Genomic DNA, 19,550 nt, shown 5'->3' on the forward strand with positions numbered 1-19,550 from the left:
AGGAACGTGACGGTGGCGGACTGGCTGGCGGCCCTGGACCGCCGCGCCGAGCTGCGGGCCAAGGCGGGGCTCACCCGCACGCTGCGCCCGCGCGCCGCCGGCGACGCCGTGGTCGACCTGGCCGGCAACGACTACCTCGGCCTGGCCGCCCACCCGGAGGTCACCGCCGCCGCCGGTCGGGCGCTGTCGGCGTACGGGCTGGGCGCCACCGGGTCGCGGCTGGTGCGGGGTTCCACCGACCTGCACCACGCGCTCGAGGACGACCTGGCCGGCTGGCTGGGCGTCGACCGGGCGCTGGTCTTCTCCTCCGGCTACCTGGCCAACCTCGCCGCCGTCCGGGGCCTCGTGCAGCCGCGTACGCTGCTCGTCTCCGACGCCCACAACCACGCCTCGCTGATCGACGGCTGCCGGATCTCCGGCGCCGAGACGGTCGTCACCCCGCACGCCGACGTCGACGCGGTGGCCGCCGCGTTGGCCGCCGCCCCGGGCCGCCCGGCGGTGGTGGTGACCGAGTCGGTGTTCTCCGTCGACGGCGACCTCGCCCCCCTCGCGGCGCTGCACGCCGTGGCCCGCCGGCACGGCGCGCTGCTGCTGGTCGACGACGCGCACGCGCTCGGCGTCACCGGGCCGGCCGGGGCCGGCGGGGTGGCCGCGGCCGGGCTGGCCGGCGAGCCCGATGTGGTGGTGACGGCGACCCTGTCCAAGGCGCTCGGCGGCGCCGGCGGGGTGGTGGCCGGGCCGGCCGAGTTCGTCCGGCACCTGGTGGAGACCGGCCGCACCTTCATCTTCGACACCGCGCCGCCGCCCGCCGTGGTGGCCGGGGTACGCGCCGCGGTGCGGCTGGCCCGCTCCGGCGACGGCCTGCGCGCCGAGCTGGCCGAGCGGGCCGCTCTCGTGGTGCGCCGGCTGGGCGTGGCGGGCCTGGAGGTGTCCGCACCCGACGGGGCGGTGGTCTCGGTGACCGCCCCCGGCCCGGAGGCGGCGACCGCCTGGGCGGCCGACTGCCGGGACGGGGGCGTCGCGGTGGGCTGTTTCCGGCCCCCGTCCACCCCGGACAGCCGGTCCCGGCTCCGGCTGACCATCAGCGCGGGGGTCGACCGGGCCGACTTCGCACGGGCGCTGGACGTGATCGTGGACTGTGCGCCGTGAGCGCGAGGAGTGAGCCGGGTTTGCGAGCACCGCAGTCGCGAACGAAGGAGGGCTCATGAGCAACGGCAACGGCTGGACCGGGCCCGTGCTGGTGACCGGCACGGACACCGAGGTGGGCAAGACCGTGGTGACCGCGGCGATCGCCGCCGCCGCGCAGGCCGCCGGGCTGCGGGTCGCGGTCGTCAAGCCCGGCCAGACGGGTACGGCCACCGGCGAGCCCGGCGACGTCGACTCGGTGACCCGGCTGGCCGCCCCGCTCACCGGCCGCACCCTGGCCAGCTACCCGGACCCGCTCGCCCCGCTCGCCGCGGCCCGGGTCGCCGAGCTGGAGCCGCTGGAGCTCTACGCCGCGGTCGACGCCATCCGCGAGGAGGCCGACAAGCACGACCTGGTGCTCGTCGAGGGGGCCGGCGGGCTGCTCGTACCCATGGGGCTGCGCCCGTCGGGCGAGCCCTGGACGGTGGCCGACCTGGCGGTGTCGCTGGGTGCCCCGGCCGTGGTGGTGGCCCGCGCCGGGCTGGGCACGCTCAACCACACGGCGCTGACCCTGGAGGCGCTGGAACGCCGGGCCATCCCGGCCGGCGTGGTGATCGGCGCGTGGCCGGGCGAACCGGAGCTGGTGCACTGGCTGAACCTGTCCGACCTGGTGCCGAACCTGCTGGGCGCGGTGCCGATGGGCGCCGGCGGGATGGACCCGGGCGTGTTCCGCCGGTCCGCGCCGGGCTGGCTCACCCCGGCTCTCTACGGGGTGCTCGACGACTGGCGCGCCTGGGCCGAGGAGATCAGCTGAGGACCTGACTTTCGTCAGTGCCCCCTCCGGCCGCCCGTGGGTAGCCTGGCCGCCGTGGAACCGCCGCGAACCCCGCCGCCCGTCCGGCGCCGGGCCGGTGACCTGCTGCTCTGGGCCGTGGTCGCCGCCCCGGTGGCGTACGCCGGGCTCACCCCGCCGTGGCCGCGCCACGCCGTGCCGCTGCTGGTCGGCTCGCTGGCGCTGCTCGGCCTCGCGGTGGCGTTCGGCCGCCGGTGGCCCCTCGCGGCGCTGCTGGCCGTGGTGCTCGGCTCGCTGGTCGACGGCAACTTCGTCTTCGGCATCCCGGTGTTCAGCTACCTGGCCGGCCGGCGCAGCGCCCGCGCGGGCCGGGTGGCGGCCGTCTTCGGCGCCATCGCGGTCGCCGGCACCGCGGTCAACCTCGGGCTGCTCGGCACCAACCCGGAGACCTGGTTCCTGCTCGCCTCGGTGCTGCTGTTCGCCGGGGTGTTCCCCTGGCTGCTCGGCCGGCTGCGCCGGCAGCAGCGGGCGCTCGCCGAGGCGGGGGAGCGGCACGCCGAGGCCGAGGAGCGGGAGCGGCGGGACGCCGTGGAGCGGGTACGCCTGCGCGAGCGGGCCCGGATCGCCCAGGACATGCACGACTCGCTGGGGCACGACCTGAGCCTCATCGCGCTGCGCGCCGCCGCGCTGGAACTGGCCGCCGACCTGCCGCCCGCCCACCGGGACGCGGCCGGGGAGCTGCGGGCCAGCGTGTCCGCCGCCACCGAGCGGCTGCACGACATCATCGGCGTGCTCCGGGAGGAGCGCTCCGGCTCGCTGCGGCCGGCCGGCGAGACGGTGGCCGAGCTGGTGAACGGCGCCCGCGACGCCGGCATGGCGGTCGAGCTGGTGGACGGCGCCCGCGACGCCGGCATGGCGGTCGAGCTGAGCGCCGACCCGGACGGCGCGGCCCTGCCGCCGCTCGTCGCGCACGCCGTGCATCGGGTGGTGCGCGAGGCGCTGACCAACGCCGCCCGCTACGCCCCCGGCGCCCCGGTGACCGTCACCGTCGAGCGGACGGGCGGGGAGGTGGCGGTATCGGTCGTCAACGGACGGGCGCCGGCCGGGCCGCTGCCGGGCCCGGCGTCGCACGGTTCGGGGCTGCTCGCCCTGCGCGAGCGGGTCCGCCTGGCCGGGGGCGTGCTCGACGCGGGCCCGCGCAACGGCGGCTTCGCGGTGACGGCGCACGTGCCGCTGACGGCTGCGCCCGCCGTCGCCGCTGCCGAGGCCGGCCGGCCCGATGACCGCGCCGCACCGACCGCGGCGGGCCCGGGCATCGATCGCTCCGGCGGCCTCGCCGGGTCGGCGGATCAGCCGGACGACGGCCGCCGGGAGGACGGCGGGACGGATCGGGCGCCGGACGACCCGGCCGGTGACGCGGCGCGGCGGCTGCGGGAGGCCCGGCGGCGGGCCCGGCGCAGCCTGCTCGTGGCGTTCGGCGCCCCGGCCGGCTTCGCCCTGGTGCTCGCGCTGGTCTACTACCCGCTCGCCACGGCGGGCGCGGTCCTCGACCGGTCCGGCTTCGAGCGGCTGCGTCTCGGCGAGGAGCGGGCCACCCTCGGGCTGCCCCGCCGGCAGGCCGACCCGCCGGCCGAGGCCGCCACCGCGGGCTGTGAGTTCTACACCGACGGCAACTTCCCGTTCGCGGAGCCGACCTGGCGGCTCTGCTTCACCGACGGCCGGCTGGTCAGCAAGGAGCGGATCGCAGGGTGAGTGACGACAACGGGCGGCCCCTGCGGGTGGTGCTCGCCGACGACGAGGCGATGGTGCGTGCCGGGGTGCGGGCCATCCTGGCCGCCGACCCGGGCATCGAGGTGGTCGGCGAGGCGGGCGACGGCCACGCGGCCGTGGAACTGGTGCGGGCGCACCGGCCCCGGGTGGCGCTGCTGGACATCCGGATGCCCCGGCAGGACGGGCTGGCCGCGGCGGCGGAGATCCGGCGGCTGGTGCCGGAGACCGCCGCGGTCATGCTCACCACGTTCGGCGACGACGACCTGATCGCCCGGGCGCTCGGTCACGGTGCGAGCGGGTTCCTGCTCAAGTCCGGCGACCCCCGGGAACTGCTCGCCGGCCTGCGGGCGGTGGCCGACGGCGGGGCGTACCTGTCGCCGCGGGTGGCGCGCCGGGTCATCGCGCTCAGCGGTGGCCGGCTGGCCCGCGGCCCGTACGCGCGGGACCGGCTGGCCGGGCTCACCGACCGGGAGCGGGACGTGCTCGCCCTGGTCGGGGCGGGGCTGTCCAACGCCGAGATCGCCCGCCGGCTGCACCTCGTCGAGGGCACCGTGAAGAGCTACCTGACCAGCATCTTCACCCGGCTGGACGTGCGCAACCGGGTGCAGGCGGCGATCCTCGCGTACGAGGCGGGGCTGGTCCCGCCGGCCGGCTGACCAGCCCCGCCCCGCTCAGGCGTCCCGGCGGCGCAGCGCCCAGCGGCCGAGCGCCAGCCCGGTGACGGCCCAGCCGGCGAGCACCAGCAGGCCGACCGCCGGCGGGTAGGGCTCGGTGTCCCCGGCGAGGAAGTGGTTGCCGGCCACCCCGGGGAACGCGTCGGCGATCCGGGTGAGCACGGCGATCCCCGGCTCCTGGAGCGACAGCGGCACGATCATCAGCAGCGCGAACAGCACGGTCAGGGTGAGCACCGCGCCACGCAGCGCCGCCGCCAGCCCGAGCGCCAGCACGCCCAGGAGCGCGAGGTACGCGGCCGAGGCGACCACGTCGGCCACGGTCCCGCCGAGCGGGGCCCGGCCCCACTCACCGAGCACCGGCCGGGCGACCGCCGCGCCGACCGCGCCGACGAGCAGCCCGGTCAGGAACGTCACGGCGCCGACGACCGCCGCCTTGGCCGCCAGCACCCGCCCCCGGGACGGGGTGCAGCGCAGGGTCGTCCGGATGGTGCCGGTGGCGTACTCGCTGGTGATCGCGAAGAGGCCGAGGGCCAGCACGACGTACTGGGTGAGTTCGAGCGCGCCCGCGACGATCTCGCCGACGTCGACGATCCCGGGGTTCACGGTCGGGTCGTCGTCAGTGTTCGCGTTCACCGCGTAGATGGCGAGCTGGCCGGCGGTGGCCGACATGGTCACCACGGCGGCCAGCAGCGACCACCAGGTGGAGCGGACCGACCAGAGCTTGGTCCACTCGGCGGCCACCGCCCCGGTGAACGGGCCGCTGGTCGGGGCGGGCCGGGACACCGCCCGGGTCGGGGTGACGGTGGGCAGGGCGGTCATCGGGTCTCGCCTCCGGTCGGGCCGGCCGCGTACTCCACGCTGCCGGCGGTCAGTTCCAGGAACGCCTCCTCCAGCGAGGCGGCCACCGGGGTCAGCTCGTGCAGCCGCACCCCCAGCTCGTACGCGAGGTCACCGACCCGGCCGGCCGTGACGCCGGTGACGGTCAGCCCGCCCTCGTCCGGGCTGACCGCCGCCCCGTCGGCGGCCAGCCGCGCCCCCAGCGTCGCGAGGCCGGCCGGCTCGGGTCCGCGTACCCGGACCGAGCTGGCCGGGCGGGCGCCGATCAGGTCGGCGAGCGGCGCGTCGGCGACGAGCCGGCCCCGGCCGAGCACCACCACCCGGTCGGCGGTCTGCTGCATCTCGCTCATGAGGTGGCTGGAGATGAGGACGGTCCGTCCCTCGTCGGCGAGGCCCCGGGTGAACCGGCGGATCCACCGCACCCCGTCCGGGTCGAGCCCGTTCACCGGCTCGTCGAGCAGCAGCACCGGCGGGTCGCCGAGCAGCGCCCCGGCGATGCCGAGCCGCTGGCCCATGCCCAGCGACAGCGCGCGTCCCGGCTTGCCGGCGGCCCGCTCGTCCAGCCCGACCAGGTCGAGCACCTCGTCCACCCGGCGGGCCGGGATGCCGTTGCTGCGGGCCATCGCCCGCAGGTGCGCCCGCCCGGAGCGGGCCGGGTGCACGCCGGTGGCGTCGAGCAGCGCGCCGACCTCGTGGAGCGGGTACCGCAACTGCCGGTACGGCCGGCCGTTCACCAGGGCCTGCCCGGCGGTTGGCCGGTCCAGCCCGAGCACCATCCGCATGGTGGTGGACTTGCCCGCGCCGTTCGGGCCGAGGAAGCCGGTCACCTGCCCCGGTCCGATGTCGACGGTCAGGTCGTCGACCGCGGTGGCCGCGCCGAACCGTTTCGTCAACGCACGAATTGTGATCATGCGTTGACGGTAGGCAGCGGGGTGGGTGGCGCGCCGCCACCGAACGGCAGCGCTCCACCCTGACTTTCGTCAGGTCCGGCGGACCACGAACGCGTCGGGCATCCGGAAGGTGAGGTTGTCCGGGCACCACGGCGGCCGGACCACCGTCACGCCGTCGAGCAGCGGCGCGGCCTCGGCCACCACCACGGCCGCCTCCATCCGGGCCAGCTGCGCCCCGACGCACCGGTGCGGGCCGGCCCCGAAGGCCAGGTGCCGGCGGGAGCCGCGCTGCCCCGGCCGGAACTCGTCGGGCGCGGCCACCACGGCCGGGTCCCGGCCGGCCCGGGCCAGCCAGGCGACGATGCTGGTGCCCGCCGCCGCGGCCACCTCGCCCAGGCTGGTGTCCACGGCGGCCACCCGCCGCCAGGTCACGATCGGCGGTTCCAGCCGCAGCCCCTCCTCGACCACGTCGGCCACCGTGACCTCGCCCGCGCGCAGGCCGGCCCGCACCGCCGGTTCGCCGGCCAGCCGGTGCAGCAGCAGGGTGAGGAACTGGGAGGTGGTCTCCTGGCCGGCGACCAGCAGGAAGAAGAGCGCGCCGACCACCACGTCGGGGGAGTGCCCGGCGGCGCGCAGCCGGGCGGCCAGCCCGCCCCCGGTGGCGGCGAACGCGCGCAGCACGGTGTGGAACCGGCCCACCTCGGCGGCGAGGGCGAGCTGACGCGCGGAGTCGAGCGGCGCCCAGAACAGCTCCAGGGCGGCCCGCGCGAAGTCCTTGACCGCGCCCACCGGGGCGTCCGGCAGCTCGACCAGCCGGGCCAGCACCAGCAGCGGCAGGTCGGCGGCGAGTTCGGTGTACAGGTCGACGGGCTCGCCCGCGGCGAGGGTGGCGGCGAGGCGGGTCACCCGCTCCCGCACGAGGTTGGTCAGCCAGGGCTGCTGCGCGGCCACCCGGTCCGGGTGCAGGGCGTCGGCGACGATCGCGCGGATCTCCGGGTGGCTGGCCGCCGCGTTGTTCGCGAGCGTCGGCGGCAGCCGGAACCGGTGCCCGGCGAGCACCCGCAGCGCGGCCACCGGGATCGGGGTCACCGCGTCGAGGGCGTTGTCCGGCCGGAACGTCGCCGGGTCGGTGAGCAGCCGCCGGACCAGCGCGTGCCGGGTCACCACGAGGTGCGGCACGCCGACGTGGTCGACCACGGTGGCCGCGTCGGGCCACGGCCCGTCGACGGACTCGCCCCAGCCCCGGAACAGCACGGCGTCACGCTAGCGGGCGGCTCCCGGCGGAGCCGGGTCCAGCTCCCACACGGTGGTGTTCTTCACCCGTACGCTCTCCAGCGCCTCCGGCACCGGCACCTCGTAGGCGGCCAGCTCGTGGAAGCGCTCGCGGGGCAGGAAGGCCCGGCCGGGGTCGCCGACCAGCACCCGGGCCCCGGACCGGGCCGCCCGGAGCAGGAAGCGCAGCACCCGGCGGGCCATCGCCTCGCTGTAGAACACGTCCCCGGCCAGCACCACCTCGGCGTCGCCGGCGTCGCCGTCCAGGATGTCGCCGAGTTCGGCGTCGACGCGTACCCCGTTGGCCTCGGCGTTGAGCGCGACGGCCGCGACGGCCCGCTCGTCCACCTCGACGGCCCGGACGGCGGCCGCGCCGCACCGGGCGGCGGCGATGGCGACCAGGCCGGAGCCGGAGGCCAGGTCGAGGACCCGGCGGCCGGCGACCAGCTCGGGGTGGTCGGTGACGTAGCGGGCGAGGGCCTGGCCACCGGCCCAGGCGAACGCCCAGAACGGCGGCGGTTGGGCGCTGTGGAACTCGCCCTCGGTCAGCTCCCAGAGACCGATCGGCTCGTCGGCCTGGTGCAGCCGCACCTCGGGGACGAAGGCGACCGGGGTGAGCCGGGCGTGCAGCCGGACGAAGGCCGCGGACAGATCGGACACCGGGTGATTCTGTCGTACGCCCGGAGGCGGCCGGCGGGCGATCCCGGGCGTGTCGCGGCGGGGGCGTGACCGGTTCACCACGCTCGGTGAGAAGAGGCCCCGGTCTTGGCGGTCCGTGCGAACACGCCCGTCTACCGGCGCCCCGTCCGCGCTCATAGCGTTTCCGGGTGGACGCGGCCGACGGGAGGAGACGGTGGTGAGCGGGTGGCGGTACGCGCTGCGGATCGGGGTGGTGCTGACCTGCCTGGCCGGGGCCGGGCTCGGCGGGGCCGTGCCGGCCGGGGCGGCGGCAGTCTTCTCGACCGAGCTGAGCGGGCTGCCGGACCAGTTCACCGCCGGCGACCGGGTGGAGACCCTCTCCGCCGTGGTGTCCCGCACGGACGGGGGCGGTTGCGTCAAGGTGCGCTGGTCGATGCTGCTGCGGGTCCAGGGCCTGCGGTTGGACCAGGTCAAGGTGGACCGGGTGGAGGACGACGGATCCTTCCCGCTGGAGGTCCGGACCGAGGGGGACACCGCCCGGCTGACCGACCGCGACCTGGACCCGGGCGTGCTCTGCCCGGGCCGCACGGTCACGGCCCGCTACCGGGTGGCCTTCGCGGAGGACGTGGCCCGGGGGCGGGTGAGCTTCGCCGCCGAGGCGTACGACCAGGGGTTGCGCCTGCTGGCCCGGCAGACCGCCGACCGCCGGGTGGTGGGGGAGGAGGCGGCGGCCGCGCCGACCGAGGCGACGCCGGAGCCCACGGAGCGCAGCGCCGAGCCGACGGACCCGGCCACCGAGGAGCCGGTGGCGGAGGAGCCGTCGAGTGAGGCGGGGGTGGTCGAGCCCCCGCCGCCGGGCGCGGCGGGCCGGCCGGTCGCCACCTCGGGCGGCTTCGGCGTGGTCCAGGTGGCCTTCGTCCTCGGCGGGCTGCTGGTGTTCCTCGGCGCGGGGCTGCTGCTGCGGATGCGGCGCCTGCTGCGCCCCGCCCGCCAGGTGCGGGAGTTCGAACGGCCCGCCCGCGGGGGCTGGTGACCGCACTTTACAAAAATCAGCCTCTTGTAAACCGCCGTGCCGGCTGCCACAGTCTGGGCAGGAGTTCACGGATCGGAGGCTGACGATGGGCACCGACACCGTCCCCTGGCGGGACACCCGCAAGCCGCTCTGGCCGCTCGCCCTGCTCGTCCCCGCGCTGCCCTTCCTCGGCTGGTCGCTCTGGCACGCGACCGGCGCCGGCTGGGCCTGGTGGCTCACCCCGGCGGTCGTCTTCGGCGTCATCCCGGTGATCGACCTGCTCATCGGCGACGACCGGGAGAACCCGCCGGAGGAGCTGGTGCCGGCGCTCCAGGCCGACGGCTACTACCGCTGGCTCACCTACCTCTACCTGCCGGCCCAGTACGCCGCCCTCGTGCTCTGCTGTGCCGTGTGGACCCACGGCGGGCTCTCCTGGCCGGCCGCGGCCGGCCTGGTCGCCACCATCGGGGTGGTCGACGGCATCGCCATCAACACGGCCCACGAGCTGGGCCACAAGCGGGAGGCGGCGGAACGCTGGCTGTCCCGGATCGCCCTCGCGCCCGCCGGGTACGGGCACTTCCACGTCGAGCACAACCGGGGGCACCACACCCGGGTGGCCACCCCCGAGGACCCGGCCAGCTCCCGCCTGGGCGAGACGTTCTGGGCGTTCTGGCCGCGTACGGTCTGGGGCAGCCTGCGCTCGGCCTGGCGGCTGGAGAGCAGCCGCCTGCGCCTCCGGGGCCGCAGCCCGTGGACCTGGCGCAACGACGTGCTGAACGCCTGGGCCATGACGGTGCTGCTCTACGCCGTGCTGGCCGTCGCCTTCGGTCCCGGGGTGCTGGTCTTCCTGGCGCTCCAGGCGGTGGTCGGCTTCTCGCTGCTGGAGGTGGTCAACTACCTGGAGCACTACGGGCTGGCCCGGCAGCGGACGGCCGCCGGCCGCTACGAGAAGGTCGACCCACGCCACAGCTGGAACAGCGACCGGACGGTCACCAACGTCTTCCTCTTCCAGCTCCAGCGGCACAGCGACCACCACGCCAACCCGCTGCGCCGCTACCAGACGCTGCGCAGCTTCGACGCCTCACCGCAGCTGCCCGCGGGCTACGCCACCATGGTGGTCGCCGCGCTGCTGCCGCCGGTCTGGCGGCGGGTGATGGACCACCGGGTGCTCGCCCACTACGGCGGTGACCTGGAGCTGGCCAACGTGCACCCGCCGGCCCGGGCCGGGCTGCGGCGGCGCGGTGCCGCCCGCGCCCGGCAGGTTCAATCCAGTTGAGCCGGTTCCAGGCCCAGCTCGCGGGCGGCGACGAGGCGGACCCACTCGGCGATCTGCCGGCGGGTGATCACCCGCTCGTGCACCGCGAGCTGCACGGCGAGGCCGTCCATGACCGCGCTGATCCGCCACGCCGCGCCGGCCGGGTCGGGGCAGTCGAAGGTGCCGTCGGCCACCCCGTCGGCGATCACCGCGGCGAGGTCCCGCCGCCACCGCAGGTCCAGCCGGCGGGACAGTTTCTCCAGCTCCGGGGTGCGCAGCGACTCGGCCCACCCGTCGATCCACATCGACCAGGAGGTCGACCGGCCGGTCGGGGCGTAGAGGCGGAGCATCCGGCGCAGCTTGGCCAGCGGCGGGGCGCTGGAGCGGATCACCGTGTCGAGCCGGTTCAGATCCTGCTCGACGGCGTAGGCGAACGCCTGCGCGAGCAGCCGGTCCTTGGTGGCGAAGTGGTAGAAGACCAGGGCCTGGCTCACCCCGGCGGCCTCGGCCACGTCGGCCGTGCGGGTGTTGGCGAGTCCCCGTTCCGCGATCACCTCACAGGCCGTGCGCAGCAGCGCGTCCAGGCGGATCTCGGCGGCACGTCTCGTCACGCCGTTACCGTAGCCCATCCGAGTGACCACGAGGAGTTACCGAAGCGGCCGGTCGAGCGCACGACAGTCGGATCCCGGACAGTGCGTCCGGGGTGACAATCCGCAGGTCCCCGCCCTGCCCGGACCGTTGATCGATTTCCGCCCAGGCTCCTAGGAAGCTTCAGGCGCCGCAAACCCCGTCACCCGGACGCGCCCGGAAACGGGACCCGATTTGGCAACCGTTCCCGGGCTCGGCTAAAGTTCTCATCCGTCACCGGATAACACCGGGGGCACGCGGACGTAGCGCAGCTGGTAGCGCATCACCTTGCCAAGGTGAGGGTCGCGGGTTCGAATCCCGTCGTCCGCTCGGAGATGCCGCCACGCATGTCGGGGGCAACCTCGGTGGAGTGGCCGAGAGGCGAGGCAACGGCCTGCAAAGCCGTGTACACGGGTTCAAATCCCGTCTCCACCTCGGCAGTTGACGAGGGCGATTGGCGCAGTGGGAGCGCGCTTCCTTGACACGGAAGAGGTCACTGGTTCAAACCCAGTATCGCCCACCAGCACAGAGGCCGTGTCGATCATCGACACGGCCTCTTGCGTTACCCATCCCGTCACGCCGACGCGCCGAGCAGCGCCTCGGCCACGACCGTCCGGCTGCTCAGCTGCGACCGGCCCTGCCGGTGCGTCACCACCAGGCCGGCCGCCCGCAGCGCGGTGAGATGCTGCGACACCCCGGCCGGGGACAGCCCGGTGCGCCGGGCCAGCTCGGTGGTCGAGCGCGGCGCGTCCAGCGCGGCGAGCAGCCGCGCCCGACCCCGCCCGAGCACCGCGCCCAGCGCGTCCGGGGCCTCCGCCGGGCACTCCCACAGCCCGCCGATCCCCCGCGCCGGGTAGGCCAGCTGCGGGACGTCGCCGGCCGCGATGCTGAGCACCGACGGCCAGACGAACACCGAGGGCACCAGCACCAGCCCGCGGCCGTCCGGCACGTCCGGGGCGGCGCAGTGGCGCTGGCTGATCAGCAGGGCGTCGCCCTCCCAGCGGACCCGCTCGTGCAGGTCGTTGAGGAGCCCCGCCGCGCCGTCCTCGGCCAGCCGGCGGGCCCGGTGGAACACCTCGGCGTCGAGCACCGCCCGGATCCGGGGCCAGTCGCGGGCCACGGCCACCCGCCAGTACGCCGCGATCTCGTCGGCGAGCCGGCGCAGCCCGGCCTCCGGGTCGGCGTACAGGGCGGCCACCGCCGCCGGCCGCGGCCCGGGGCACAGGTCGAGCTGGACGCGGACCGTGTCGGCCGGGGTGGCGCGGAGCGCGGCCAGCTCCTGGTCCAGGTCCGGCGTGAGGCCGGCCGGCGGCGGGGTGAGGAAGTCGGGCAGGTAGCCCGGCGCGGGCGGGACCAGGTGCCCGAGCAGGCCGTCGAGCAGCCCCGCCTCGGCCAGCCGCGGCCGGACCCGGTTGACCCAGGGCAGGTGGAGCGCGTGCCGGCCCGGGTCGCGGAGCACCCGGACGCCGGCCATCACCTCCCAGAGACAGGACAGCGCGAAGCGGACCCGTGCCACGCCGCCCGCCGACAGCCCGATCGCGACCACGCCGTCCCCCGTCGTTTCAGCCAGGGCTGAAACATTACGGCCGCCGGCGCCACCCCCGGAGATTGGGCGGGTGAACGAACAGCACACCCGAGCCCTGCACCTCCGATCCCTGCACGTCCCCGGCGAGCCGCTGGTCCTGGTCAACGCCTGGGACGCGGCGAGCGCCCGGATCGTCGCCGCGGCCGGCGCCCGCGCCGTGGCCACCACGAGCGCGGGCGTCGCGTGGAGCCGCGGCGTACCGGACGGCGACGCGCTCGGCCGCGACACCGCCGTCGACGTCGTCCGCCGCGTCGCCGCCGTGGTGCCGCTGCCGGTCACCGCCGACATCGAATCCGGGTACGGCGACAGCGCCGACGAGGTCGCCGGGACGCTAGCCGCGGTGCTGGCCGCCGGTGCCGTCGGGGTGAACGTCGAGGACGCCCGCCACGACGGCGGCGCGCCGCTGCGCCCGATCGGGGAGCAGTCCGCCCGGCTGGCCGCCGTGCGGTCCGCCGCCGACCGGGCCGGGATCCCGCTGTACGTCAACGCCCGCGTCGACACCTTCCTCCGCGGGGTCGGCGGGATCGAGGAGACCGTGGCGCGGGCCGGGGCGTACCTGGCCGCCGGGGCCGACGGGATCTTCGTGCCCGGGGTGGTCGACCCGGACACCGTGGCCGCCCTGGTTGCCGCCATCCCGGCGCCGCTGAACGTGCTGGCCGGACCGGGCGCGCCGCCGGTGTCGGCGCTGGCGAAGCTCGGGGTGGCCCGGGTCAGCCTCGGCTCCGCGGTCGCCGAGGCCGCGTACGCGGTGGCCCGGCGCGCCGCCGAGGAGGCGTTCACCACCGGGACGTACGGCGCGCTGGCCGGCGCCCTCGACTACGGCACGCTGAACGAGCTGATGCGCTGAACGGGGGCGCCCGGCGGCGCCCCCGTCACACGCGATTGGGGCCGATCAGCTCCGTCGACCCCGGCAATCCGGTCACAGCGGCGGGGTGACGTCCCGGCGCTCCTCGACCCGGCGGTACTCGACCGGCTCGGCGGTGGTGACCACCTCGCGGCGGCGGCCCCAGACCAGGGTCGTCATGATCAGACCGAGGACGCCGGCCGCCATCAGGATCCAGCCGACGACGTCCAGGTCGACCCCGCCGACGCTGGCGTTCAGCGCGAAGGTGAGGATCGCGCCGACCGCGATCAGGAAAATGCTCGTTCCGATACCCACGACAGCCTCCTTCGGGGGATTGTTGTGCTGTCGCAGCAGTCAGTACCCCCGCGACGAGCAGCGCAATCGCCCGGCTGTGACGGCGGTCACCCGATCGCCGCCCCGGGGCGCGCCGGGGCCCTGCCGCGCGGCGATCTTGTCATCGGGTACAGTTGCAGCCGTCGCCGGCGCGAGCCGGTGGCAACGCGGACGTAGCGCAGCTGGTAGCGCATCACCTTGCCAAGGTGAGGGTCGCGGGTTCGAATCCCGTCGTCCGCTCGCGATCCGCCCCCTCGTGGGCCGACCGTTCCCGGGCGATTGGCGCAGTGGGAGCGCGCTTCCTTGACACGGAAGAGGTCACTGGTTCAAACCCAGTATCGCCCACCAGCTTTTTGAGCAACACGAAGGCTCGTCACCGCACGCGGTGGCGGGCCTTCTCCCTTACGGATGGCCGCGGCGGACGGATCGGACAGTCCGGCCGCCGCCTCGCCGCCGGCCACTGGCCACATCGGTCGTTCGGCCACACGGAGGACCTGGTACGGATCCGCCCAACGGGTTATGGAGCCGCTGGCCCGCAGCGTGACAGGGTGATGGCCCGTGGAGCTGGGAGGCAATCGTATGCGGTCAGTCAGGCAGGGACGGTGGCGGCGGACAGCCGCCCGGCTGGGCGTGGCCGCCCTCTTCGTGGCCACGGGGGTGGCGCTCGGTGCCTCGCCCGCGCAGGCGACCGCCACCCGGACGGTCGCGTTCTGGAGCATGGACGAGCCGGCCGGGTCGACCGTGCTCAAGGACAGCAGCGGCAACGGCCGCAACGGCGCCATCGGCGCCGAGGTCGTCACCGGCGCCCTCTACGCCGGGGCCACCGGGCACCGGTTCGCCACCCACCTGCCCACCGACCAGGAGTACGTCCCGGGCCATGTGAACGTGGTGCCGCACAGCACCGACTTCAACCCGGACGCCGGGGACTTCTCGTTCAGCATCCGCTACCGCACCACGTACTCCTTCGGGAACATCCTCCAGAAGGGACAGGGCGCGACCGTCGGCGGCTACTGGAAGTTCGAGGCCCCGGGCGGCAAGCCGAAGTGCCTGTTCCGCGGTGGCGACGGCACCTCCCGCACCGGCTACACCGACGTGCCCATCTCCGACGGGCAGTGGCACACGGTCACCTGCAACCGCACGGCCGCCTACGTGGAGATGTACGTCGACGGGGTGCGGACCAGCCGGCTGAACGGGCCGACCGGCACCATCGCGAACACCAAGCAGCTCTCCATCGGCGGCAAGAGCCAGTGCGACGGCGTCGAGGTCACCTGCGACTACTTCGCCGGTGACATCGACTACGTGAAGATCTTGAAGGGCTCCGGCGGCCCCGCCAACCAGCCGCCGGTGGCGCAGCTCGTCCCGTCCTGCTCCGGGCTGGTCTGCACTTTCTCCGGTGCCGGGTCCACCGACGCGGACGGCGCGATCCAGGACTACCGCTGGGCCTTCGGCGACGGGTCCACCACCGACACCGTCTCCGTGCCGACGACCTCGCACACGTACGCGACGGCCGGCACCTACCCGGTCACCCTCACGGTCACCGACGACCGGGGCGCCACCGGCACGGCGACGGTCGACGTCACCGTCGCGCCGGTGCCCGAGCGGATCTCCTTCGTCGGCCAGGCCACCGCGAACGCCAACTGGACCAGCCACACGGTGACCGTGCCGTCGACCGTGCAGCCGGGCGACACCCTGCTGCTCCTGCTCAGCCAGAACACCCACACCGGCACCGGCGAGCCCACCGGGGTGACCGGCTGGACCCGCCTCGACCGGCTCGACGGCGGCTTCGCCACCACCACCGCGTGGTGGAAGGTCGCCGCCGCCGGGGACGCCGGAACGTCGGTACGCGTCGCCCTCGACAGCCAGGCCAAGGGCAACCTGGTGGTGGCCGCGTACCGGGGCGCCGCCCCGAGCGCGCCGGTCTTCGCCCGGGCCACCGACCCGGCCAGCACCGCCACGCGCACCACCCCGTACGCCCCGGTGACCGCCGAGCAGAGCTGGGCCGTGTCGTACTGGCTGCACGGCGACGGGGCGTCCACCGCGCTCACCCCGCCGGCCGGCGTCGAGGTCCGCAGCAACAGCTCCCAGACCGGCGGCGGACGGGTGACCGCCCTCCTCGCCGACTCCGGCAGCAGCGTGCCGGCGGGCACCTACGGCGGCCTGGCCGCGGTGGGCGCGGCGGCCAGCACGACCACCACAACCTGGACGTTGGTCCTGCCTCCGGCCTGACCCTGGATACGCCGCTGGCCGGCACCCCGTGTTCGGGGTGCCGGCCAGCGGTCGTTGTTTGGGTCAGCTGTTCCAGTGCTGGGCGACGATGTCGGTGGCCTGCTGCTCCCACTGGGCGTAGGCGTCCGGGTAGGCCGAGACCTGCACGGTCTGCGCGGCCTCGGTCAGCGGCATGCTCTCCCAGCCGTCGACCTGCTTCAGGCCCTTGAGGAAGGCGAGGGTGGAGTACTCGGGGTTGGTGATCTGCTCCGGCGTGCCCCAACCGCTGGTCGGGCGCTGCTGGAACAGGCCCAGCGAGTCGTGGTCATTCTTATCGCCGAGGTGGCCCAGGTTCTCCAGCTTCGACTCCTGCAGGCTCGTGGCGATGGAGATGACCGCGGCCCGCTCGGGCAGGCCGGCCTTCTTCGTCGCCGCGATGATCGCCTTGGCGTTGGCGGTCTGCTCGTCGTTCAGGTCGATCTGCGACTGGGCGCCCTGCACACTCACCGCCACCGGCTTGGTGTCCACCGGCTCAGCAGCGTGGGCGGCGATCGGACCGGCGAAGACACCACCGGTGAAAGCCAGACCAGCAATACCCAGCACACTCTTACGCAGCATCGTGTTCATCAGGGATGGCTCCATTCGGGGGTTGGCGCACACCCGCACGCCGACGGGGGTCGGCTGAGGGTGGTGTGCGCAAGCACCGTCAGGCGCTCAAGAAAGTCTTGGGGGGATCATCCGGCGCGCGGGGCGGGGCCTCTACGTCGCGCCGGGACCATGTACAACGACCGACGGCCCACCGTCATTCCCGGCCAGGCAGTCCCGCCTCGGCGGGCGGTCGCAGTGGCCGGGCACCCCGGGGGGCGGGGCGTGGTCCTCGGCCGTTCACCCGGATACAACGACACCGGCCCGCGGGCCATTCCGCCGCGGGGATGCCGCCGGTCACCCCCGCAACCGGACACCGCGCCCACTTCCGCACCGTCGGTGGAACGGTATGGATGTATCCGGACCCGGGAGACACACATAGCGTTCCACTCAACGCCCACGCAGGGCACGAACCGGACACTCACCCCACACCGAGCCTGCCTGCGTGGGCGGCTACGAACGTGATGACGTTAACCGGATCGGCGCGGCGGCCCGCCCAACCGTCGCCTCGTCGGCGCCTGTCGAGCTGATGTCGACAGCGACTCGACGGCCAGGCGCACCGCGGCCCCAGCCCCGAGCGCCCAGCCGCAGGCCCACCCCAGCCGCAGGCCCACCCCAGCCACCGGCCCAAAACCAGCCCCGCGCCCACCCAGCACCGGCCCACCGGCCCGGCCCTCTTGCTCTGCAGCCACGGACGCAGCATGTCCGGACCACGGCCGCTGCGTGGATGGCTGCAGAGCAAAGGCGGCGGCGGCTTCTGCCCTCGGCAGATCCGCTCACCGTGAACACCGTTCACTGGAGCGGCCCGTGGGCGGCAGGGTGGAACGCATGAGACTTCTGATGCTGGGCGGTACGGGCTTCGTCGGCGGGGCTGTGGTGTCCGAGGCGGTACGCCGCGGCTGGTCGGTGACGGTGTTCAACCGGGGGCTGCACGGCAACGTGCCCGAGGGCGTACACCGGTTGCGGGGTGACCGCACCGCGCCGGACGGGCTGGCGGCCCTCGCGGGCGGCGAGTGGGACCTGGTGGTGGACACCTGGGACGGTGCGCCCCGGGCGGTCCGGGACGCGGCGCGCGCGCTGAGCGGGGCCGTGCCGCACTACGTGTATGTGTCCAGCGGCTCGGTCTACGCCCCGCCGGTCGGTCTGGGCACGGCGGAGGACGCGCCGGTGTTCGCGGCCGAGGCCGACGCGGGCGACGGGGACTACCCGCACAACAAGGCGGGCGGGGAGCGGGCCGCCGTGGAGGTGTTCGGCGACCGGGCGCTGCTGGTGCGGGCCGGGCTGATCCTCGGGCCGGGCGAGGACATCGGGCGGCTGCCCTGGTGGTTGCACCGCGTGGCGCGCGGCGGGGAGGTGCTGGCTCCCGGCCCGCGTGACCTGCCGGTGCAGTACGTCGACGCGCGGGACCTGGCGATCTGGCTCCTGGACCGGGGGATCGAGGGCGCGGGTGGGGCGTACAACGTGGTCAGTCGGAGCGGGCACACGACGATGGGCGAGCTGCTCGACGCGGCCGTGGCGGTGACCGGCGCGGACGCGACGCTGCGCTGGACGGAGCCGGACGGGCTCCTGGCGGCGGGCGTCGAGCCGTGGAACGACCTGCCGATCTGGATCCCGCTCGGGCACGAGTACCGGTGGTTGCAGGAGCGGGACGTCGAGCGGGCGCACGCGGCGGGCCTGGTCTGCCGGCCGGCGGCCGAGACGGTCGCCGACACCTGGCGCTGGCTGCGCGAGGTCGGCGAGGTGCCGGCCCGGGCGGGTCGCCCCGCGCGGGCGGCGGTCGGTCTGGCCCCGGAGCGCGAGGCCGCCCTCCTGGCCGCCCTACCGGCCTGACCACGGAGCCGACCAACCGGGGCCGACCATCCGGGCCGGCCGCGGGGTCGGTCGCCGGCGGTCAGCGCACCGCGGGCAGGTCGAGCACCTCGTCGACCGGGCGGCGCGGGGTGGTGCGGCCGGGCTGGCCGAACCCGATCCGCATCACCATCTGCGGCGTGCCGAACCGGCCCAGGGACAGTCGCAGGGCCTCCCGGGCTCCGGGCACCTCGATCGGCTGGGAGAGCATCGACACGGCCAGCCCGGCGTCGGTGGCGGTGAGCAGCACCCGTTGCAGGGCCTGCCCGGCGACGACCTGGTCGGCGGCGGTGTTGCCGGTCGAGCCGAGCACGGCGACCAGCGGTTCCGGTTCGTAGTCGCGGCCGGGGGCGCGGTCGCGGCCGCCGAAGCCGCGCTGCGGCAGCAGGTCCTGCGGCTCACTTCGCGGCCCGCCGGCGGCGGCCGGCACACCGTCGGGGGACGGCTCGGAGCGGATCCATCGGGTGCGCTCGCTGACGTACGCGGGGTCGCGCTCCAGCACCCGGTGGGCGCTGCGGGCGATCTCGGCGAAGGCGTTGACGGCGCTGGCGCCGATGACCAGTTCCAGCCAGCACTGCTCGGCGCGCGCGGCCTCGCCCAGGCGCCAGCGCGCGTCGGCGGGTACCGGGTCGGGCCAGAAGGGCGCCCGGTTGCTGAACCGGCGGGCGACGGCGCCGTGCAGGCTCTGCTCGGTCGGGGTGGGGCGGCGCGGCACGTCGGGGACGAGCCGGGCCACCACGTCCGGGTCACCGGGGTACGGGCGGAGCCGGACGGTGGCCGGCGTGCCCGCCACGGCGAGGGCCAGCCGCAGGTGGAACAGGGCCGCCCCGCACGCGATCCGGGCGCCCCAGCCGCTCGGGTCGGTGGCCGGCAGCCGGCGCAGCGGGTCGACGGCGAGGTCGATCCCGCCGTCGACGAGCCGGAACCGCCACGGCTGGGTGTTGTGCAGCGACGGTGCGCGTACCGCGTCCGCGGCGGCGGCCCGCAGCTGTGCGGCGGTGTAACCCGTGGTCATGGCGTTGCTCCCTTCGTGCGGGCCGCCCGGCCGGCCGGTCCATCCCCACGGTCCGTCCGCGGGCGGGGTGGTGAGCAGGGCCGGAGGTCCCCACCTGGGCGGGTCCGTCTGCCCGCCGCGGCGCGTGACGGTCGGGACCTTCGGCCCGTGCGGGGCGTCCGGGCGGAAGGGTAGAAAGGAC

At 75.6% G+C, this 19,550-nt stretch carries 18 protein-coding genes and 5 tRNA genes; 14 read left to right on the forward strand and 9 right to left on the reverse strand.

The genetic code is table 11. The features are described 5' to 3' along the window. Window positions 1–12 precede the first annotated feature (12 nt). The 4 genes from ABZS80_RS12745 to ABZS80_RS12760 are packed head-to-tail and all read left to right on the forward strand — an operon-like array spanning window position 13 to window position 4,344. Window positions 13–1,149, forward strand: coding sequence for an 8-amino-7-oxononanoate synthase (locus ABZS80_RS12745; RefSeq protein ID WP_355055849.1), 1,137 nt, complete (start codon window positions 13–15; stop codon window positions 1,147–1,149). Between the two features lie 55 nt (window positions 1,150–1,204). Next, a complete protein-coding gene (gene bioD, locus ABZS80_RS12750; RefSeq protein WP_355055850.1) occupies window positions 1,205–1,939 on the forward strand; it encodes a dethiobiotin synthase in 735 nt (244 codons plus the stop codon). A gap of 54 nt (window positions 1,940–1,993) precedes the next feature. Continuing rightward, the gene (locus ABZS80_RS12755) at window positions 1,994–3,670 is read left to right on the forward strand and encodes a histidine kinase (RefSeq protein ID WP_355055851.1); all 1,677 of its coding nucleotides are present in this window, start codon (window positions 1,994–1,996) and stop codon (window positions 3,668–3,670) included. Then, window positions 3,667–4,344, forward strand: a complete 678-nt coding sequence (locus ABZS80_RS12760) for a response regulator transcription factor (protein WP_355055852.1) — start codon at window positions 3,667–3,669, stop codon at window positions 4,342–4,344. The genes ABZS80_RS12755 and ABZS80_RS12760 overlap by 4 nt, the downstream gene beginning before the upstream one ends. A 15-nt stretch (window positions 4,345–4,359) precedes the next feature. Here the strand turns inward: ABZS80_RS12760 and ABZS80_RS12765 are convergent, their stop codons facing one another. The 4 genes from ABZS80_RS12765 to ABZS80_RS12780 all read right to left on the reverse strand — a co-directional run bounded on the left by ABZS80_RS12765 (window position 4,360) and on the right by ABZS80_RS12780 (window position 8,021). Then, window positions 4,360–5,181 (reverse strand): ABC transporter permease, encoded by an 822-nt coding sequence (locus ABZS80_RS12765; protein WP_355055853.1) that lies wholly within the window; start codon window positions 5,179–5,181, stop codon window positions 4,360–4,362. Then, the gene (locus ABZS80_RS12770) at window positions 5,178–6,110 is read right to left on the reverse strand and encodes an ATP-binding cassette domain-containing protein (RefSeq protein ID WP_355055854.1); all 933 of its coding nucleotides are present in this window, start codon (window positions 6,108–6,110) and stop codon (window positions 5,178–5,180) included. Before ABZS80_RS12770 ends, ABZS80_RS12765 begins: the two co-directional genes overlap by 4 nt. 69 nt (window positions 6,111–6,179) lie before the next feature. After that, complete coding sequence (locus ABZS80_RS12775; protein ID WP_355055855.1) at window positions 6,180–7,343, reverse strand: cytochrome P450; 1,164 nt, start codon at window positions 7,341–7,343, stop codon at window positions 6,180–6,182. 9 nt (window positions 7,344–7,352) lie between these two features. Next, window positions 7,353–8,021 (reverse strand): 50S ribosomal protein L11 methyltransferase, encoded by a 669-nt coding sequence (locus tag ABZS80_RS12780; protein WP_151462962.1) that lies wholly within the window; start codon window positions 8,019–8,021, stop codon window positions 7,353–7,355. 196 nt (window positions 8,022–8,217) lie between these two features. Between ABZS80_RS12780 and ABZS80_RS12785 the strand changes: the two genes are divergently transcribed. Beyond that, the gene (locus ABZS80_RS12785; RefSeq protein WP_355055856.1) at window positions 8,218–9,033 is read left to right on the forward strand and encodes a hypothetical protein; all 816 of its coding nucleotides are present in this window, start codon (window positions 8,218–8,220) and stop codon (window positions 9,031–9,033) included. Between the two features lie 85 nt (window positions 9,034–9,118). Beyond that, entirely contained in the window at window positions 9,119–10,288 is a 1,170-nt protein-coding gene (locus ABZS80_RS12790; protein WP_355055857.1) for an alkane 1-monooxygenase, read from the forward strand. Here the strand turns inward: ABZS80_RS12790 and ABZS80_RS12795 are convergent. Next, on the reverse strand, window positions 10,276–10,878 hold the full coding sequence (locus ABZS80_RS12795) for a TetR/AcrR family transcriptional regulator (RefSeq protein ID WP_151462959.1): 603 nt from the start codon (window positions 10,876–10,878) through the stop codon (window positions 10,276–10,278). The two genes, ABZS80_RS12790 and ABZS80_RS12795, sit on opposite strands and share 13 nt — an antisense overlap. Window positions 10,879–11,151: 273 nt before the next feature. Between ABZS80_RS12795 and ABZS80_RS12800 the strand changes: the two genes are divergently transcribed. The 3 genes from ABZS80_RS12800 to ABZS80_RS12810 all read left to right on the forward strand — a co-directional run bounded on the left by ABZS80_RS12800 (window position 11,152) and on the right by ABZS80_RS12810 (window position 11,417). Further along, window positions 11,152–11,224 (forward strand) — tRNA-Gly (locus ABZS80_RS12800). A 34-nt stretch (window positions 11,225–11,258) separates the two neighbouring features. Beyond that, window positions 11,259–11,329, forward strand: a tRNA-Cys gene (locus ABZS80_RS12805). Between the two features lie 13 nt (window positions 11,330–11,342). After that, window positions 11,343–11,417, forward strand: a tRNA-Val gene (locus tag ABZS80_RS12810). Window positions 11,418–11,468: 51 nt separating this feature from the next. On the opposite strand, the gene ABZS80_RS12815 is transcribed toward ABZS80_RS12810, so the two are convergent. Further along, the gene (locus ABZS80_RS12815; protein WP_355055858.1) at window positions 11,469–12,440 is read right to left on the reverse strand and encodes a DUF5937 family protein; all 972 of its coding nucleotides are present in this window, start codon (window positions 12,438–12,440) and stop codon (window positions 11,469–11,471) included. A 70-nt stretch (window positions 12,441–12,510) separates the two neighbouring features. Between ABZS80_RS12815 and ABZS80_RS12820 the strand changes: the two genes are divergently transcribed. After that, a complete protein-coding gene (locus tag ABZS80_RS12820) occupies window positions 12,511–13,326 on the forward strand; it encodes an isocitrate lyase/phosphoenolpyruvate mutase family protein (RefSeq protein WP_355055859.1) in 816 nt (271 codons plus the stop codon). A gap of 72 nt (window positions 13,327–13,398) precedes the next feature. Here the strand turns inward: ABZS80_RS12820 and ABZS80_RS12825 are convergent, their stop codons facing one another. Further along, window positions 13,399–13,638, reverse strand: a complete 240-nt coding sequence (locus tag ABZS80_RS12825) for a DUF6458 family protein (RefSeq protein ID WP_355055860.1) — start codon at window positions 13,636–13,638, stop codon at window positions 13,399–13,401. A 185-nt stretch (window positions 13,639–13,823) separates the two neighbouring features. On the opposite strand from ABZS80_RS12825, the gene ABZS80_RS12830 reads away from it, so the two are divergent. The 3 genes from ABZS80_RS12830 (at window position 13,824) to ABZS80_RS12840 (ending at window position 15,882) form a co-directional block, all read left to right on the forward strand. Beyond that, a tRNA-Gly gene (locus tag ABZS80_RS12830) sits at window positions 13,824–13,896 on the forward strand. Between the two features lie 33 nt (window positions 13,897–13,929). Beyond that, window positions 13,930–14,004 (forward strand) — tRNA-Val (locus ABZS80_RS12835). 231 nt (window positions 14,005–14,235) lie between these two features. Beyond that, window positions 14,236–15,882 carry a PKD domain-containing protein gene (locus tag ABZS80_RS12840; protein ID WP_355055861.1) on the forward strand — a complete coding sequence of 549 codons (1,647 nt, stop codon included), beginning with the start codon at window positions 14,236–14,238 and terminating at the stop codon, window positions 15,880–15,882. Window positions 15,883–15,945: 63 nt separating this feature from the next. On the opposite strand, the gene ABZS80_RS12845 is transcribed toward ABZS80_RS12840, so the two are convergent. Next, window positions 15,946–16,488 carry a hypothetical protein gene (locus tag ABZS80_RS12845; protein WP_355055862.1) on the reverse strand — a complete coding sequence of 181 codons (543 nt, stop codon included), beginning with the start codon at window positions 16,486–16,488 and terminating at the stop codon, window positions 15,946–15,948. An 846-nt stretch (window positions 16,489–17,334) separates the two neighbouring features. On the opposite strand from ABZS80_RS12845, the gene ABZS80_RS12850 reads away from it, so the two are divergent. Next, the gene (locus ABZS80_RS12850) at window positions 17,335–18,336 is read left to right on the forward strand and encodes an NAD-dependent epimerase/dehydratase family protein (RefSeq protein ID WP_355055863.1); all 1,002 of its coding nucleotides are present in this window, start codon (window positions 17,335–17,337) and stop codon (window positions 18,334–18,336) included. A gap of 61 nt (window positions 18,337–18,397) precedes the next feature. Here ABZS80_RS12850 and ABZS80_RS12855 read toward each other — a convergent pair whose 3' ends face one another. Then, window positions 18,398–19,369 carry a nitroreductase gene (locus tag ABZS80_RS12855; RefSeq protein WP_355055864.1) on the reverse strand — a complete coding sequence of 324 codons (972 nt, stop codon included), beginning with the start codon at window positions 19,367–19,369 and terminating at the stop codon, window positions 18,398–18,400. Window positions 19,370–19,550: the final 181 nt, after the last annotated feature.

It is taken from the genome of Micromonospora sp. NPDC005305 (assembly GCF_040607315.1).
GTDB lineage: Bacteria > Actinomycetota > Actinomycetes > Mycobacteriales > Micromonosporaceae > Micromonospora.

What these genes read in the sequence shown, in the direction of transcription:
- bioD (WP_355055850.1), top strand. Translation starts at nt 1,205, where the DNA reads ATGAGCAACGGCAACGGCTGGACCGGGCCCGTGCTGGTGACCGGCACG.
- ABZS80_RS12790 (WP_355055857.1), top strand. Translation starts at nt 9,119, where the DNA reads ATGGGCACCGACACCGTCCCCTGGCGGGACACCCGCAAGCCGCTCTGG.
- ABZS80_RS12850 (WP_355055863.1), top strand. Translation starts at nt 17,335, where the DNA reads ATGAGACTTCTGATGCTGGGCGGTACGGGCTTCGTCGGCGGGGCTGTG.
- ABZS80_RS12845 (WP_355055862.1), bottom strand. Translation starts at nt 16,488, where the DNA reads ATGAACACGATGCTGCGTAAGAGTGTGCTGGGTATTGCTGGTCTGGCT.
- ABZS80_RS12770 (WP_355055854.1), bottom strand. Translation starts at nt 6,110, where the DNA reads ATGATCACAATTCGTGCGTTGACGAAACGGTTCGGCGCGGCCACCGCG.
- ABZS80_RS12765 (WP_355055853.1), bottom strand. Translation starts at nt 5,181, where the DNA reads ATGACCGCCCTGCCCACCGTCACCCCGACCCGGGCGGTGTCCCGGCCC.
- ABZS80_RS12840 (WP_355055861.1), top strand. Translation starts at nt 14,236, where the DNA reads ATGCGGTCAGTCAGGCAGGGACGGTGGCGGCGGACAGCCGCCCGGCTG.
- ABZS80_RS12855 (WP_355055864.1), bottom strand. Translation starts at nt 19,369, where the DNA reads ATGACCACGGGTTACACCGCCGCACAGCTGCGGGCCGCCGCCGCGGAC.